The sequence below is a fragment of the Clostridium perfringens genome (assembly GCF_016027375.1).
Classification (GTDB): domain Bacteria; phylum Bacillota; class Clostridia; order Clostridiales; family Clostridiaceae; genus Sarcina; species Sarcina perfringens.
This window is the reverse complement of record NZ_CP065681.1, coordinates 749,457-765,417: the sequence shown is the minus strand read 5'-3', so window position 1 is coordinate 765,417 and position 15,961 is coordinate 749,457. Positions and strand designations below refer to the sequence as shown.

The window sequence follows — 15,961 nt, the reverse complement described above, 5'->3', positions numbered from 1 at the left end:
CCCATTTTTCAAAATTAGCCTGGATTTTTTGTCCAGGCTAATTTCTTAATTTATTTTAAATTTTATTTATTGTTATCTAATTCAAGTTTATAAACATCGTGAGTCCAATCTATATAAGTTGAAGGGTTATATCCTTTAACTCTTGAATTTGATGCAAACATTTCTTGTGCATTTCCAAGAAGAATATAAGGTACATCTTCAGAGAATTTTAATTGCCATTCAGCATAAGCTTTCTTTCTTTCCTCTTGATTTGTTGTTCCTTTACCTTCTTTTAATAACTTATCTGCTTCTTCATTTCTCCATCCAATATTATTAAATCCGCCTGGTACATCTTGAGAAATTGCAAATATTCCTGATGGATCTGGATCTATTGAAAGGTTCCAAGCACCATTGAATATATCATATTCTCTGTTATTAACTTTATCCATCATTGTTCCAAATTCCATAAGTTCTGGAGTAACTTTAACACCTATTTGTTCCCAAGATTGTTGAACTATTGGGATTAAAGCATCAACATATTTAGAACCAGTATAAGTTAACCATTGAAGTTCTAATTCAACTCCATCCTTATCTCTAACTCCATTTCCATTTGTATCTTTCCAACCAGCTTCATCAAGTAATTCTTTAGCTTTTTCTGGATTGTATTCATACTTAGGAACATCTGGGTTATATGCCCATGAAGTAGGAAGAATATGTGAATTATAAACTTGACCATATCCTTGGTAGTAAGATTGCATGAATCCATCTCTATTTAATCCATAAAGTAACGCTTGTCTTACTTTAGGGTCTTTAACCTTATCACTTCCATAGTTAAGCCCTATATATCCATAACCATTTTGCATATATAAATCTAAATTTAAGAATCCAGCTTGTTTTAATGGATCTATATTTTCTGGTTTAGCACCAACTCTATCTATATCAACTGTTCCAGCCATTAATTCTTGTAATAATGTTTGTGCATTTGTAACTTTCATTACTATATAAGGAATCTTCGGCTCCCCTTTCCAGTAATCAGCATTTTTTTCAAACTTAACTTCTTGTCCTGGTTTAAAGTGAACAAATTTATAAGCACCTGAACCTACTGGCTCTAATAATTTATCCTTAACAGCTTGGAAGTTTCCTTTTTCAAATTTATAAACACTTTCAGGCATAATTCCATATTCAAAATTCCATATACCAGCTGCATCAGTATTCTTGTTAGTGAATGATATTGTATAATCATCAATAACCTTTATACCTTCAACACTACTAGCATCGCCCTTATTGTACTCTTCATATCCAACTAAATTATTTACAGCATCCATTCTTGGTCCATCATATCCTGGATCACAAATAGAAGTAAATGTAAATGCTACATCCTTTGCTGTTAATTCTTGACCATTAGTAAATTTAATACCCTTATTTAATTTAAATGTATAAGTTTTTCCATCTTCAGAAACTTCATAACTTTCTGCTACATTTGGAATTGGTTCTCCCTTTTCATTATTAGTAATCAATCCATCAAATACTAACTTGTTAACCCATGAATCATAAAGAGTAGAAGAATATATTGGAACAAATTCACCCTTTGGATCTGTAGTTCCTACTATTAAAGTATCAGTTCTATTTTTTGCAGCATCTGGAAGTGCACTAGGATTTGATGCCTCTATTCTCTCTGGCTTTGATAAATCCTTAGTAGTTCCTCCTGATTCTGAACCATTACCATTTCCTTGAGCTGTATTGTTAGCTCCTCCTCCACATGCTACAAATAACATTGAAGCTGCTAACCCTGCCGTTAATAATGCAACTAATTTTCTTTTTTTCATTTAATCTGCCCCCTTTTAATATATTTATTGCTGTTATGTAACAAAATTTAAATGCCCCATATAAAAAATATTGTTACAATAACATACATTTAATGTGATTTTTAAAATAAAATTTTATTAGGTATTTTTCTTCATTTTCATGTGAACACTTATATAGTTTGTAATTTATTTTTAAGCACATACTTAAATTAATAAATTATTAAAATAAACATTAATATATAATTACTTTATCAAAAACTCAAGTGTATATCATAGAAAAACACACGTCTTTTAAAATTATATTATTTGTATTTTAAATTATTTCCAATATTTTTGCAATATTGTAAAATTATTTTTTCATTATAAATATTTTCTCAAAAAGATTATTAATTACAATTAATGAATCTAAGGACTAAATAATAAGTTATTTTAAATATATGCCTAATATGTATTAAATTATTAATTTTAAAGATAATAATATATATAATATGAAATTCTAGTAATTTGTTACTATAAAATTATTTTTATTTTCGTGATAAAAGTTACAGTTTATTCTTTTATTTGATGATATACTTTCAAAGTATTTATTAGATAATTATAAATTTCAGAGTTAAAAAATTAACAATCAAAGAAAAAACGGAGTGAATGAGATGAAAAACTTAAATCTTAAAGGTAATCCAAATCGTGGATTAATAGGAGCTACATTAGGTTTCTTCATAGGTTTTGCAGCAGTTTCTCTTTATGGACCAACTTCTGCAGTATTTAAAGAAGCTTTCGTAAACCTTAATCCAGTATTATTAGCATTACTTATTGCAGCCCCTAACTTATCAGGTTCTTTACTTAGAATACCTTTTTCAGCATGGGTTGACACAACTGGTGGGAGAAAGCCACTTATAGTTTTACTACTTTTATCAATAATAGGTATGGGTGGTTTATACATAGTATTAGCTTTCTTTAGTGATAACTTAAATCAATATTATTATTTATTATTTGCACTTGGACTATTATCTGGATGTGGTATAGCAACATTCTCTGTTGGTGTCAGCCAAGCATCATATTGGTTCCCAAAAAGCAAACAAGGTGTAGCTTTAGGAATATATGGTGGTGTTGGTAACTTAGCACCTGGAATATTTGCATTATTAATTCCAAACTTAGCACTTCCTCTATTAGGATTACCTGGTTCTTACTTAGCTTGGTTAATATTCTTAATAGTTGGTACTGTAATTTACATAAAAATAGGTCAAAATGCTTGGTACTTCCAACTTGTTGACAAAGGAATAAATAAAGATGAAGCTAAGGAAATAGCATCAAAAGAGTATGGTCAAGAATTATTCCCTAAGGGAAAAGCAAGTGAAACACTTTTAATATCAGCTAAGTCATGGAAAACTTGGGCTTTAGTATTTATCTATTTCACAACTTTTGGTGGATTCTTAGCATTAACAGGTTGGTTCCCTAACTACTGGATGACTTATTTCGGATTAAATATGAAAGTTGCAGGTCTTTTAACAGCTTTATATTCTATATTAACTTCATTAACTAGAATATATGGTGGAAAAGTTGCTGATAAAAATGGTGGAGAAATAACTACTATAGTTTCTCTAGGAATAGCACTTATAGGTGCAATTTGTATGACTTTTGCTTCAACTATGACTTTAGCAATAATAGGTATAATCTTACTTGCTATTGGTATGGGAGTTGCAAACGCAGCAGTATTTAAAATAGTTCCTAATGCAGTTCCAGAGGCAATGGGTGGAGCTTCAGGATGGATTGGTGGATTAGGTGCTTTAGGTGGATTCTTAATACCTCCTGTAATGGCATCATTCCTAAACAGATCAGGATTTGCTGGATATTCACAAGGATTTTCAGTATTTATAGTTTTAATAATTGTAGCAATTGGAGTAATAGCTTTATTCCAAGCTTTACAAAAGAAATCAGCAAAATAAAACATTTATATAAAACAAAAGTAGCTATGAAATTTCATAGCTACTTTTTTATTTTAAATTATAAGTAATTTATAAATATAAAATTATCCACCAAAATTAAAACTCTAAATTATCCACAAAATATTATTATAATCTAATAAAAAAGCATATATTTTTATTGATTATAACAAGATAAATAGACAATCATACTAAAATGACTGCCTATTTATCCGTAATAAAAATTTATATATCTTTTGATTAGTTTGGATACTTAAATTTTATCTGATTTAGACCTATTAAGAATTTTTAACCAGATAAATTATATTAAAATTCAGATAGGATTAATACCTATCTGAATTAATTATTTATATTATTCCCACTCAATAGTTGCTGGTGGTTTTGAAGTTACATCGTAAACAATTCTGTTAACTCCCTTAACTTCATTTACAATTCTTCTTGAAACCTTATCTATAACTTCATATGGTATATGAGCCCAGTTTGAAGTCATTCCGTCTGATGATGTAACTGCTCTTAATCCTACAGTGTGGCAGTAAGTTCTTTCGTCTCCCATAACACCAACTGATTGAATGTTAGGTAATACTGCGAAGTATTGCCATATTTCACTTTCAAGACCTGCTAAAGCTATTTCTTCTCTAAATATAGCATCAGCTTCTCTAACAACTTCTAATTTATCTTCAGTTACTTCTCCTAGAACTCTTATAGCTAATCCTGGTCCTGGGAATGGCTGTCTCCATACTAAGTGGTGAGGAATTCCTAATTCTTCTCCTACAGCTCTTACTTCATCTTTGAATAATTCTCTTAATGGCTCTATTAATGAGAATTCCATATCTTCTGGAAGTCCTCCAACGTTGTGGTGACTCTTAATTACTGCTGAAGTATCTGTTCCACTTTCAACAACGTCTGGATAAATTGTTCCTTGAACTAAGAATTTAATGTCTCCTAATTTTCCAGCTTCTTCTTCAAATACTCTTATGAATTCTTCTCCGATTATCTTTCTCTTAGTTTCTGGATCTGAAACTCCTTTTAATTTACCTAAGAATCTATCTTGAGCGTTAACCCTGATAAGGTTCATATCAAAACCTTCTTTGAAGATTTTTTCTACTTGATCTCCCTCATCTTTTCTTAATAGACCGTGGTCAACAAAGATACAAGTTAATTGCTTACCTACAGCCTTGTGAACCATAACTGCTGCAACTGATGAATCAACTCCACCTGATAATGCACATATTAATTTTTTATCTCCAACTATTTTCTTGATTTCAGCTATTTTTTCTTCTGCGAAAGAAGCCATTGACCAAGAATTTTCTAATCCACATATATTGTAAAGGAAATTTCTCATCATGTTTTGACCAAATGGAGTGTGCTCAACTTCTGGATGGAATTGAACTCCATAAAGTCTTCTTTCTTCGTTTTCCATAGCCGCTACTGGACAAACATCTGTATGAGCTATTATTTTGAATCCTTCTGGTGCTTCTGCTATGTAATCAGTGTGACTCATCCAACAAGTTTCATCTGCTTCTATTCCAGCAAATAATTTTGATGAATTATCTAAAGTTACATTAGTTTTTCCATATTCTCTTACTGGAGCAGTATCAACTTTTCCACCTAAAAGATGTGCCATTAATTGATCTCCATAACATATTCCTAATACAGGAACATTTAAGTTGAATATTTCTTTATCTAATGTAGGAGTGTTTTCTCCATAAACTGAGTTTGGTCCACCAGTGAATATTATTCCCTTTGGATTCTTTTCTTTTATTTTTTCTATGCTATATGTGTAAGGTATTATTTCGCAATAAACTCCACATTCTCTAACTCTTCTAGCTATTAATTGATTATATTGTCCACCAAAGTCGACAACTAAAACTAAATCTCTCATTTGCTTTCCTCCACAATTTCATTTTCCGTTTATGTATAAAATATATTCAACAAAATGTTAAAACTTAATATATATTTTAACATTTTGCTGAAGCTTTTAATCTAATTATTGGTTAACACTGTAGTTTGGTGCTTCCTTAGTTATGTTTATATCATGAGGGTGACTTTCTCTAAATCCTGCTGAAGTTTGAACAACAAAATTAGCATTTTCATATAAATTTTCTAAAGTTGGTGCTCCTAAGTAACCCATTCCTGATTTTATTCCACCTATTAGTTGGTAGATAGTATCTGCTAAATGTCCTTTGTAAGCAATTCTTCCTTCTACACCTTCTGGAACGAATTTCTTAGTACCATTTTGGAAATATCTATCACTTGATCCTTTAGCCATAGCTCCAAGTGAACCCATTCCTCTGTAAACTTTATAGCTTCTACCTTGATATATTTCTATAGCTCCTGGTGCTTCTTCACATCCTGCAAAGATTGATCCCATCATAGCTGCACAAGCTCCAGCTGCTAAAGCCTTAACTATATCCCCTGAATATTTTAATCCACCGTCAGCTATTACTGGTATTCCTAATTTTTTACCTTCTTCAGCACAATCCATAACTGCTGTTAATTGAGGAACCCCAACACCTGCAACTATTCTTGTAGTACATATTGATCCAGGGCCTATACCTACTTTAACACAATCTGCACCTGCTTCTGCTAAATCTCTTACAGCCTCTGGTGTAGCTATGTTACCAGCTATTACTTGAAGTTCAGGATATTTAGCTTTTATTCTCTTAACTCCTTCAATAACTCCTTTTGAATGACCATGAGCTGTATCTAAAACAATAACGTCAACCTTTGCTTTAACTACTGCATCTACTCTTTCCATCATGTCATTAGTTACACCAATTGAAGCTCCACATAAAAGTCTTCCTTTTTCATCTTTAGCTGCATTTGGGAAAGCTTTAGCTTTTTCTATATCTTTTATAGTTATAAGTCCTTTTAGATTATTTTCATCATCAACTAAAGGAAGCTTTTCTATTTTATGTTGCTTTAATATTTCTAATGCTTCAGTTAATGTAGTTCCTTCCTTCGCAGTAACTAATGGACTTTTTGTCATAACTTCTGAAACTTTTTTATCGTAGTTTGTTTCAAATACTATGTCTCTGTTTGTTATGATTCCAACTAGTTTTCCTTCTCTTGTTACAGGAACTCCTGAAATTCTGTATTGAGCCATTAAATCTAAAGCTTCTCTTACTGTGTGATCTTCTGATAAGAATATTGGATCTGTTATTACTCCATTTTCTTGTCTTTTTACTCTATCAACTTCTCTTGCTTGATCTTCTATTGTCATGTTTTTATGGATTATTCCTATTCCACCTTCTCTAGCCATAGCTATTGCCATTTTAGATTCAGTAACTGTATCCATACTTGCACTCATTAATGGAATATTTAATTGAATTTTTTTAGTTAATTGAGTTTTTAAAGAAACCTCATTAGGTAGGACCTCTGATTTGTTTGGTACTAGTAATACATCATCAAATGTATATGCTGTTTTTAATATTCTTGCCATACTATCGCCTCCACACACTATCTTTAAGTTATTTACGTACAATTAAATGTTTTTCCGTATTTCTACCTTTTAAACTTCTACTTATTTTTTGAAAGCAAACTTGCAAATATACACAAAAGATGAAATTTTATTTTCAAAAAAAGCATAATAACTCCCAAGTGAAGTTAATATGCTTATAGTACACCTATAGTATATCAAATTCACTCATAGACGGAAATTTAAGGTTTCCGGTAGAAACGCCTTGCCTTATTCAAAGCTTATACGAGTTTGTTTATATTCCGTTTTGTTTAATTTTTATTTATTATAATCTATGAAAGAAAGCTTGTCAACAAAATGCATAAAATAAATTCCAAAAGTTCACAACTGATTTTTTAACATCATATTATATATTATTTGCAAGAAATAATTCACTTATTTTCATTTAATATAGTATATACTTATTAGTGGTACTTTTCATATTAATACATACATTTTTTATTTTATTATATATATCTTACATATTACTTATAATAATAAAGCTTTTCAATGAAATATTCCCTTTATTTTCCTAGTTATAAATAAATATTCACTTTTTATTAAATAATACTAAAGCATTTCTATATTAATCTTATTTTTAAGTCTTAATTAAATATATTATGCTCTAAAATTTATTAATAAATACAAAAATAAGACCACAAATTAATTTATGATCTTATTTTTCTTTTAGATTAAAATACATCTGGCATTTCTGCATAATCAAGCTTAGCTAAATGTTCTTTATCATTACTATTTTCAACTTTTGTTTTTAATAAGGCACTATTATTAATTTCTATGTTATTAGGAATTAATTCTATAACTATTACTTTTTCTCCAACATCTAAACCTGAAATTTTAATTCCACTATTTAATCCTTCAATTAAGTTTCCTTCTAATTTATCAATAGTAAATTCTTTTTCGCAATTAATTAAATTTCCTTTATTATAAATTTTAATCTTAAATTGCGGCTCTGTATCTTTAGATAATTTTATATTTTGGGAATTAAACCCTAAATCAATAATAGAATTAGGTGATTTAACATCTGCTAATATAGCGATTTTAAGAGGTATGCCATTAACAACTTGTACCCCTTCCCTAGAATCTTTTATATTATCAGATGATGAAGAATCTAAAATACCAAACTTCTCTATTTTAGTTGGTTCACTAGCACTTACTGAAGTTCCTTTAAACTCTTCAAACATAGGGTTAGTTATTTTATATTCATAATTAAGCTTAAACCCAACCTTATTTTCACTTGATTTAAATTCAAATGGTCCATTTGACTCTATATTTACATTTACATCTTTACTCAATTCTGATCCTTTATAAACCCCATTTTCTAAAGTATAAGTTATATCAGTAAGTTTATCAGTAGAGAATCTTCTTTCTCCATCACTTTCAGTTCCTAGATTTATTGAAGGATTATTATTTTCATCAAACTTCATTCCACTTGGAAGCATACCATTAATTTTTATTCCTGTTAATTTTATTTCTTTAGGAAGCGTTCTTCCATCTCTTATAATATCTTCAGCTTTTATCTCATTAGGAACCATTTTATAAATAGCCTTAGCTTTTTCATTTAAATAAATTTCTTTTTTATTGTTAGAACCAACTACACTTATACTAGTGTCTAACAAATCCTTAACTTCAAATTTTCCATATTCACCCGATTGAACATTATCATTTATAACTCGTCCAGATTTGTCACTGCCTTTTTCCCTAGTTATAATCTTATAATGCATTGTATATACACCAGCACCTGTAGGCAATTTAACTCCAGACTTTCCTTCAAAAACTTCATCAGCAATATCACCTGGATCATTACTCTTGGATGGGTACAAAGTAAAACCACCCTTTTTTGATTCTCCCATCCAATTGAATTTAATATTATTTAAATAATCATTAAATATTTCCTTTAAATAATAGTTATAGTTAGGCCAATAACCTTCCCTATAAAAAATATTATAAAAATTAGAATCCCTTTTATAATCATTATTAGCTACTATATTACTTAAATATTCTAAAATATTTTTTTCATTTTGATTCTTTTCATAATTATCTATCTTATAATAACCTAACTTAAAGGAACCACCTCCGCCCCAGTTAAAATATTCTAACTGTATAGGATAGTATTTATCTGAATCTAAATATATAGGAGTAAATGAACTATAAAACGCAGACCCATGCACTTTAAAATTGCTATAATCCTCTTTTATATACCAGTTATTATATTTATCTACATTCAATCCAAACTCACTTTTAGATAATTCATAAGTTTTCCCATCTTTAGTTATACTAAATCTTGACCCATCATCTGAATATGTAGCAAATAGATACCACCCTGATTTTTCTGGTTTTATATATCCCCAATATTTATCTGCTTCCTTATACTGAAATCCTGGATATCTATAACCACACTTATTTCCCAAGTCCATTTGTTCATAGAAAATTGTATTATGTTTAAACGTATATTTTTTATTGTTATTTACATTTATTTTATCAATATTCCATCCTCTATAGTTGTCATACCATTGATTATCTGGATAATAAAAATAAATATCTTTATTTTTATAACTCCATATAGAATATGTGTTATCCGTATATTGATAAATTAAATTATTTCCTTCATAAGTTAATTTAACATCATCATTATTTATATCTAAGTACGCTTTATCATTGTTGTTTTTAGTAAATCCTACATAAGGCTCAGTTGCTATTTTATTTGATGGTAAAATACCTTTGTTTTGCTTTTTAGCAAAAACTATATCTCTATTATTCCAAAGATCCTTATTACCCGTTGCTTGTAAATTATCAACATTATATGATTGATAAGTTAAATTATGAGAGTTATCTAAATCTATATCAGAATTTATATTATTCAATTTAAATTCCTCTTTATTTATTTCTTCATTACTATTTTCCTTAGTAAACCAAGTTTTAATCCAATACTCCTCATCACTTTTTTCTGGCATACCCTTAACAGAAATATTTGCATTTCCATCTCCAATTAATCTTTTTGTATCTTGAATAAAATTAAAGGAATTATTTTCAAGTTTTATATTATTACTATCATATTTTTCCCCAACATTTCCTATAAAATCGTTAACTGTAATTTCAACCTGAAATCCACTTTTAACATTTATGTTTAGATTAGGTAGGTCAGTTTTCTCACCATCTTCTATTGATTTAGAATAAATATCTCCAGTTATAGTGCAGTTTTGATCATGACCACTTGTATTTACTCCTTTTACAGTAATTCCGATTTCCAAAGGCTTACCATTATAAGTATAAGTAGTTTTTCCTTCATTAAGTTCATAACTTAAATTATCTATTGGTAATTCATATTTTCCATCATTTAAATCTTCTTTATTTATTTTTATTGTTTTTCCTGAATAATTTATAGATTCTATTTCTAAACCTTCAGGTATATTTATAGTTAATTTTGCATCATTAACTGAATAAGAGTCCTTTATATTCTTATCAAGATTTGTAAAAACATCATTTAATGAAGCTGTTATATCATTTGAGTAAACTGTATTTACACTAGTAACACCATCATTCTCATTATTACCGGCAAATTTTGATATTAATTTCATAGTATTCTCTCTAGTATCATTATTCTTTTTATTATTATCAATTCCATCATTATCAAAATATATTGGATAAGTTGATATCCCAAAATCTTTCATTTCTTTTGCCATCTTCAATGAATATGCATAACCAATTTCTGAACCCATGTAATAACTTATTATATTTGCTCCATCATCTTTATTAGGCAGTACATTTACAGAATATGTAGACTTACCTCTATAAATTTCATTTATATAATCTTTAGCATTATTTATTCTATACTCATAGTAAATTAAAGGATTAACTTTATCTATTCTTAATCCTCTCTTTTGAAAATTTTGTTCCCCATATTTATCCAAACCTTCTGGATTATAAAAATATTTTTCATAATCTTTTATTTTATTGTTAATTGCATTTTCTTCTTGTTGTAAAGACTCTTTTCCTAATTCCTCTTCACTTCCATTTAAACTTGTTATTTTATATAAATATTGTTCATACCAATTTAATGAAGATATTTTTTCTTTACTTAGAGTACTTTCAGGCCCTTTATAAAATTTTCCTGTATAAGCATTGGGCTTACCATTAGACATAAATATAACAATTTTTTCTTTATTGGCATTAACATCCTTACCTAACATAGATATAGCTAATCTAAAAGCATCACCAACATTAGTTCCAAGATGATTGCCACTATCAATATTGTAATTATCATAACATTTTTTTATATCACTATTAATAGAATTAGCAGAATTATCAAACCTATGTAATATCTCAGCTTTTTCATTATAGGATACTATCCCTATTTTTAAGTTTTTATATCCATTAAGTAACCCTTTAACAAAAGTTTGTGCAGCTTCTGATATCTTCTCATAACTTTTTCCTCTATTAACAGTCTGAGATGTATCTAAAACTAAAACAACATCTTTCTCTACATTATCTTTAAACTTAATTGGATTTGGGTTTATTTCATATGTAATTTCCTTTTGTTCTCCATATTTTAATTCACTAAAACTATTCTCTATTCTAACTTTAAATTGCTCTTTATTTAACGCTCCATAAACAAGCATGCTCACCATACTAACTATTAAAATTGTAACTATAACAAAAAAGCTATATTTTTTTGTACTTTTAAATTTTTTCATCTAATTCACCTCCATCCAAAATTAATTTTTATTTCTAAAGGTTAATATATTGCTTACTTTATATGGTGTATTATTTTTAGTATCAAATGTAATTTCAATTTTGATGGCATTAGCATTTTTGAAATTATTGATTACTTCTCCTTGAGATCCTCCTTCTGTTAAAGAAGTTAATTCAATGCTACTAACTAAATCTCCTATTTTAAATTCTTCTGAATCATTCTTCTTCATATATAATGATCTATCTTTTAATATAAATGTTGTATGTTCATTCTTGTTTTCACTGTTATTAAAAGTTAGTTTAAGATAGCCATCTTTTGATTTTAAAGAGTTCTTTTTTAGACTCTCAGTATAATTATTATTTGAAAGAACTTCATTTTTAACATTAGTTAAGCTTTCTATATTAGATGCTTCCATAGCTGAGTCAGTAAAATAATTCATTATGGCCTTTGCTTCCCTTTGAAAATCTATTTGATTGCTTGTCTTATCTAAAGTTACATAATTTGAAATAAAGAATGGACTGACTATCATTAATATTATTGCTATTAAGGATAGTGCCACAACTAATTCTATAAGAGAAAGTCCTCTTTTTTTTAATTTTAAACTTTTCATTTAATCACCAACCTTCTCTTAATAGCTTAATTTACTTTCCAGTTGCTTGTTTTAACTAAATTTAAAGTATTATCACTCATGTTAGTTTGTGATTTTATTGTAATGAAATTATTGCAAACCTGTCCTCTAAATAAATTTTTAAAAGAATCGTAATTTTGAGATATTATTTTTTTTATAATATTGTCATTATATACTAAGTCAATTTTATTACTTCCTTTAACATCTAGATTATCAGCTGTTATAATAGTTCCATTAAACTTTAAATTTTTAGAATCTAATATTACATTTTTCTTTGTAACTATTATTCCTGCACCAATTCCATTTCCTAGATTTATTTCATTATCCCTTACCTCTGTTGATTTTCCATCTTTAATTGTAAGAGTTCCACCCTTATCATTTTTAGAATCTATATAGATTATTGCCTTAGTTAACTTTCCATCACTCTCTTTAATATCCACAATTTTTCTTACTTCCTTATCAGGAAATTCAATTTCTGAATTATCATTATTTTTTGTATTAATTAAGCTCCCTATATAATTAATTGCCTTTTCATACTTCTCAACTTGATTTATGCTAATATCAGTTATATTGTCTAGGGTAGCATTTTTATTGTTTAGCTTTACTTCATTATTGCTTATGGTAGCTCCTATACTAGTTGTATTATCAGGTAAACTTATTCCATCTAAATGTATAGTTCCCTTTGCATTTTTAATATTATCCTTAAAATATTTTGCTTTTTCATCAACAGAATCTAACTTTGCAAGTTGTAGTGGATTATAATATTTAAATTCCACATTTCCATTATCAACTGTATAGGCAATATAATTTCCCTTAACAGAAACAGACTCCCCAGTTTGATAGGCTTCAGGTGTTGTATTTATGTAAGCTGTTCCCATTATAATGGTCTCTTGTCCTATATTTATACTTGATCCACTTCCTATATCATCTGTATTTACTATAATTGCACTAGAATTATTTATTTTACCTGTTAATTCATCTTGAGACCTATTACTATTTATCCCATAAAAACCACCATTTAAATTTATTGATGATTTCTCCCCATTTAATATTAAATCGTTCATTGCATAAACAGGATAATTAGAAATAATATTTCCATTGCTAACCTCTTTATCAAAACCAATCTTATTTCCATTTATCCCTAGATTTCCTGTGTATACACCTAAATTATTATTTAAATTACTATGAGCTTTTTTTGATTCATCATTTAAATTCAAATTACTTTTATTATTTTTATTCTCTTCTGTTTCACAACCAACTTTTAAATTGCTTCCTTCTCCACCAAGTCTTATATCATTCTTACTTACCAAAGAGCCATTATTAACACTAAGTGTTCCTCCATTAATAACAACCCCATCTCCCTCTTTTTTATTAACCATACTTCCAATTGTAAATTTTTTCTCTTTGACAACATTTGCTGATACAAAAATACCCCCATCAACATTTAATGTAGATCCTGTACCAACATTTAAGTTTTCTCCAACAACTAAACCATTTGAACATACATTATATAAAGGAAACTCTTCAATTTTATAAGCTCCATTATAATCTGGAACTTCAATATTAAAAGTTAAAGATACATCTTTATAGTTCTTATCTCCATCTGATTCTTTAACATTAAACTTAGAATCTAATCTTAAACTTATTTCTTCCTTTTTATCATTATCAGATATAGTTTTAAAATTTAAAATTCCACTTAAACTACTTCCATTAGATACTTTTTTATTATTTATATCAATAAGTGTAATATCATAATTACCCTCTTCATTTTTTTCTTTATTTTTATCTTCTTCAGCCATTTTAATTAAATTGTTATTAAACTTAACTTTATTATGTTGTAATAAAAATACTTTTTCATTTTTACTAACTTCACTATTAGGATTTAATTGCTTTATAATATATTCCTTATAAGCCTTCTTGAATATTTTATTCTGACTTTCTTCCTTTTCAGATGATATTTTTTTATAACCATCCTCTGTTTTATTACCACCTGATTTTAAATCTTCTTCTGCTGATAATGATGCATCTTCTTTTGCAACAGCATCATTTCCATAAGTTATAGCCTTAGCAGTAAGAATATCTAAGGCTTTTTGAACTTTATCAAGTCCTGATTCTGACATATATAAATTTTGAGTTTTCTTACCATGGACAATCATTGCCTTATAGTTTGTTAAAGAAAGTGAAACTATAGCAGTACCTATTACAGCAATTATTGCTAATACTACTATTACATAAGCAAGAGTTGCCCCTTTTCTTTTTTTACTATAAAACATGCTATCATCCTCCTATAAACTCAGTTGTATTAAGGTTATAAAGAACCTCATCTTTTTCCTTAACCTTTAAATTAATATTAAATAATTGCCCTCTCAAATCTTCACTATTTCCCTCTATATAATTTTTAAATACACTTATATCACCATGAGGATTTTCAGTTGAAGTATAAATGTTATATCTTATTCCACTTCCTTCATTCTTACATGTATAAATGTTCAATTGACTTCCTAAACACTTATTTGATACTTTTAAATCTATTTTTTTATTTGCATAACTCCTATAAAAATATACCATTATATCAGTTTTTTTCTCTCCATCCTCTAATTCAAAATCATCAGTATATTCATTTAATATTTTAACAAGCCTTTTTCTTTCTTCACTTGGACTATCAGGGGTTGATAGCTCTTCACCCTTATCTTCATTTTCTGCTTTTATATTTATCTCACCATTACTATTCTCATCTATAAAAAGAGTTGTAATTTCATTACCATTATTTTTTAGTTCTTTATTCTTTATAAGCAACCATTGTCTAAGCTTTATACTACTTCCTTTAAAATTTCCATTTACTATTTTAGCTTCTTCCAAGTCATTATCTTTATCATCAATTATTTTAATTGTATTGTTATCTATGTATTTTTTTAAAATATTTTCTTTTGAAACAATTTTATAAACTGTTATAAGGCTTTCTCCTATATATACCACATAATTTTTTTCCGGCTCTTTTTTATCCAAAGTATGTTCCTTATCACTTTCTCCATTATCCTCAAGCTTCCCCTGTGTTATGTCTCCATCTATCTTAAACTTCTTCTTATTATTAGGATCTAAATATTCACCTTCAACTTTATAAATTGGATCATCCTTTGTCTTTATAACATTTAAATTTCCAAGCTTTAATGTAGCTTTATGACTTTCACTATAATTAGCATCTGAGTCTATTTTCTTAAGCTGGCTTAACTTAATTGTTTTTAATTGTTCTAAGGCACCTTGTCCAGCATTTATAGCCTGCTCTTTTGTGGCACTTTTTACTGATGTTTTAACAGCTGTTAAAGTAAAGCTACCTAGGGGTATCATTATTAAAGTAAACAAAACTAAACTAATTATAGCTTCTATTACTGTAAACCCTTTTTTACTTTTTCTTTTTTTGATACCCATAGCTTCACACACCTT

At 28.1% G+C, this 15,961-nt stretch carries 8 protein-coding genes and 1 riboswitch; of the genes, 1 reads left to right on the top strand and 7 read right to left on the bottom strand.

Going from position 1 to position 15,961, the window contains the following annotated elements:
* Positions 1–62: 62 nt before the first annotated feature.
* A complete protein-coding gene (locus tag I6G60_RS03845; protein WP_049039196.1) occupies positions 63–1,805 on the bottom strand; it encodes an ABC transporter substrate-binding protein in 1,743 nt (580 codons plus the stop codon).
* A 629-nt stretch (positions 1,806–2,434) separates the two neighbouring features.
* On the opposite strand from I6G60_RS03845, the gene I6G60_RS03840 reads away from it, so the two are divergent.
* Positions 2,435–3,727 (top strand): MFS transporter, encoded by a 1,293-nt coding sequence (locus I6G60_RS03840; RefSeq protein ID WP_003459498.1) that lies wholly within the window; start codon positions 2,435–2,437, stop codon positions 3,725–3,727.
* Positions 3,728–4,076: 349 nt separating this feature from the next.
* Here I6G60_RS03840 and guaA read toward each other — a convergent pair whose 3' ends face one another.
* The 6 genes from guaA to I6G60_RS03810 all read right to left on the bottom strand — a co-directional run bounded on the left by guaA (position 4,077) and on the right by I6G60_RS03810 (position 15,946).
* The gene (gene guaA, locus I6G60_RS03835; protein ID WP_003460104.1) at positions 4,077–5,606 is read right to left on the bottom strand and encodes a glutamine-hydrolyzing GMP synthase; all 1,530 of its coding nucleotides are present in this window, start codon (positions 5,604–5,606) and stop codon (positions 4,077–4,079) included.
* A gap of 105 nt (positions 5,607–5,711) precedes the next feature.
* Positions 5,712–7,166 carry an IMP dehydrogenase gene (guaB, locus tag I6G60_RS03830; RefSeq protein ID WP_003454518.1) on the bottom strand — a complete coding sequence of 485 codons (1,455 nt, stop codon included), beginning with the start codon at positions 7,164–7,166 and terminating at the stop codon, positions 5,712–5,714.
* Positions 7,167–7,353: 187 nt separating this feature from the next.
* Positions 7,354–7,451, bottom strand: a riboswitch (purine riboswitch).
* Positions 7,452–7,873: 422 nt separating this feature from the next.
* On the bottom strand, positions 7,874–11,893 hold the full coding sequence (locus I6G60_RS03825; protein WP_197925607.1) for a VWA domain-containing protein: 4,020 nt from the start codon (positions 11,891–11,893) through the stop codon (positions 7,874–7,876).
* Positions 11,894–11,914: 21 nt separating this feature from the next.
* Positions 11,915–12,502, bottom strand: coding sequence for a PilW family protein (locus I6G60_RS03820; RefSeq protein ID WP_197925605.1), 588 nt, complete (start codon positions 12,500–12,502; stop codon positions 11,915–11,917).
* Between the two features lie 26 nt (positions 12,503–12,528).
* A complete protein-coding gene (locus I6G60_RS03815; RefSeq protein ID WP_197925603.1) occupies positions 12,529–14,793 on the bottom strand; it encodes a hypothetical protein in 2,265 nt (754 codons plus the stop codon).
* Between the two features lie 4 nt (positions 14,794–14,797).
* Entirely contained in the window at positions 14,798–15,946 is a 1,149-nt protein-coding gene (locus I6G60_RS03810; RefSeq protein ID WP_197925602.1) for a type IV pilus modification PilV family protein, read from the bottom strand.
* Positions 15,947–15,961 lie beyond the last annotated feature (15 nt).

What these genes read in the sequence shown, in the direction of transcription:
- guaB (WP_003454518.1), bottom strand. Translation starts at nt 7,166, where the DNA reads ATGGCAAGAATATTAAAAACAGCATATACATTTGATGATGTATTACTA.
- I6G60_RS03815 (WP_197925603.1), bottom strand. Translation starts at nt 14,793, where the DNA reads ATGTTTTATAGTAAAAAAAGAAAAGGGGCAACTCTTGCTTATGTAATA.
- I6G60_RS03845 (WP_049039196.1), bottom strand. Translation starts at nt 1,805, where the DNA reads ATGAAAAAAAGAAAATTAGTTGCATTATTAACGGCAGGGTTAGCAGCT.
- guaA (WP_003460104.1), bottom strand. Translation starts at nt 5,606, where the DNA reads ATGAGAGATTTAGTTTTAGTTGTCGACTTTGGTGGACAATATAATCAA.
- I6G60_RS03820 (WP_197925605.1), bottom strand. Translation starts at nt 12,502, where the DNA reads ATGAAAAGTTTAAAATTAAAAAAAAGAGGACTTTCTCTTATAGAATTA.
- I6G60_RS03810 (WP_197925602.1), bottom strand. Translation starts at nt 15,946, where the DNA reads ATGGGTATCAAAAAAAGAAAAAGTAAAAAAGGGTTTACAGTAATAGAA.
- I6G60_RS03840 (WP_003459498.1), top strand. Translation starts at nt 2,435, where the DNA reads ATGAAAAACTTAAATCTTAAAGGTAATCCAAATCGTGGATTAATAGGA.
- I6G60_RS03825 (WP_197925607.1), bottom strand. Translation starts at nt 11,893, where the DNA reads ATGAAAAAATTTAAAAGTACAAAAAAATATAGCTTTTTTGTTATAGTT.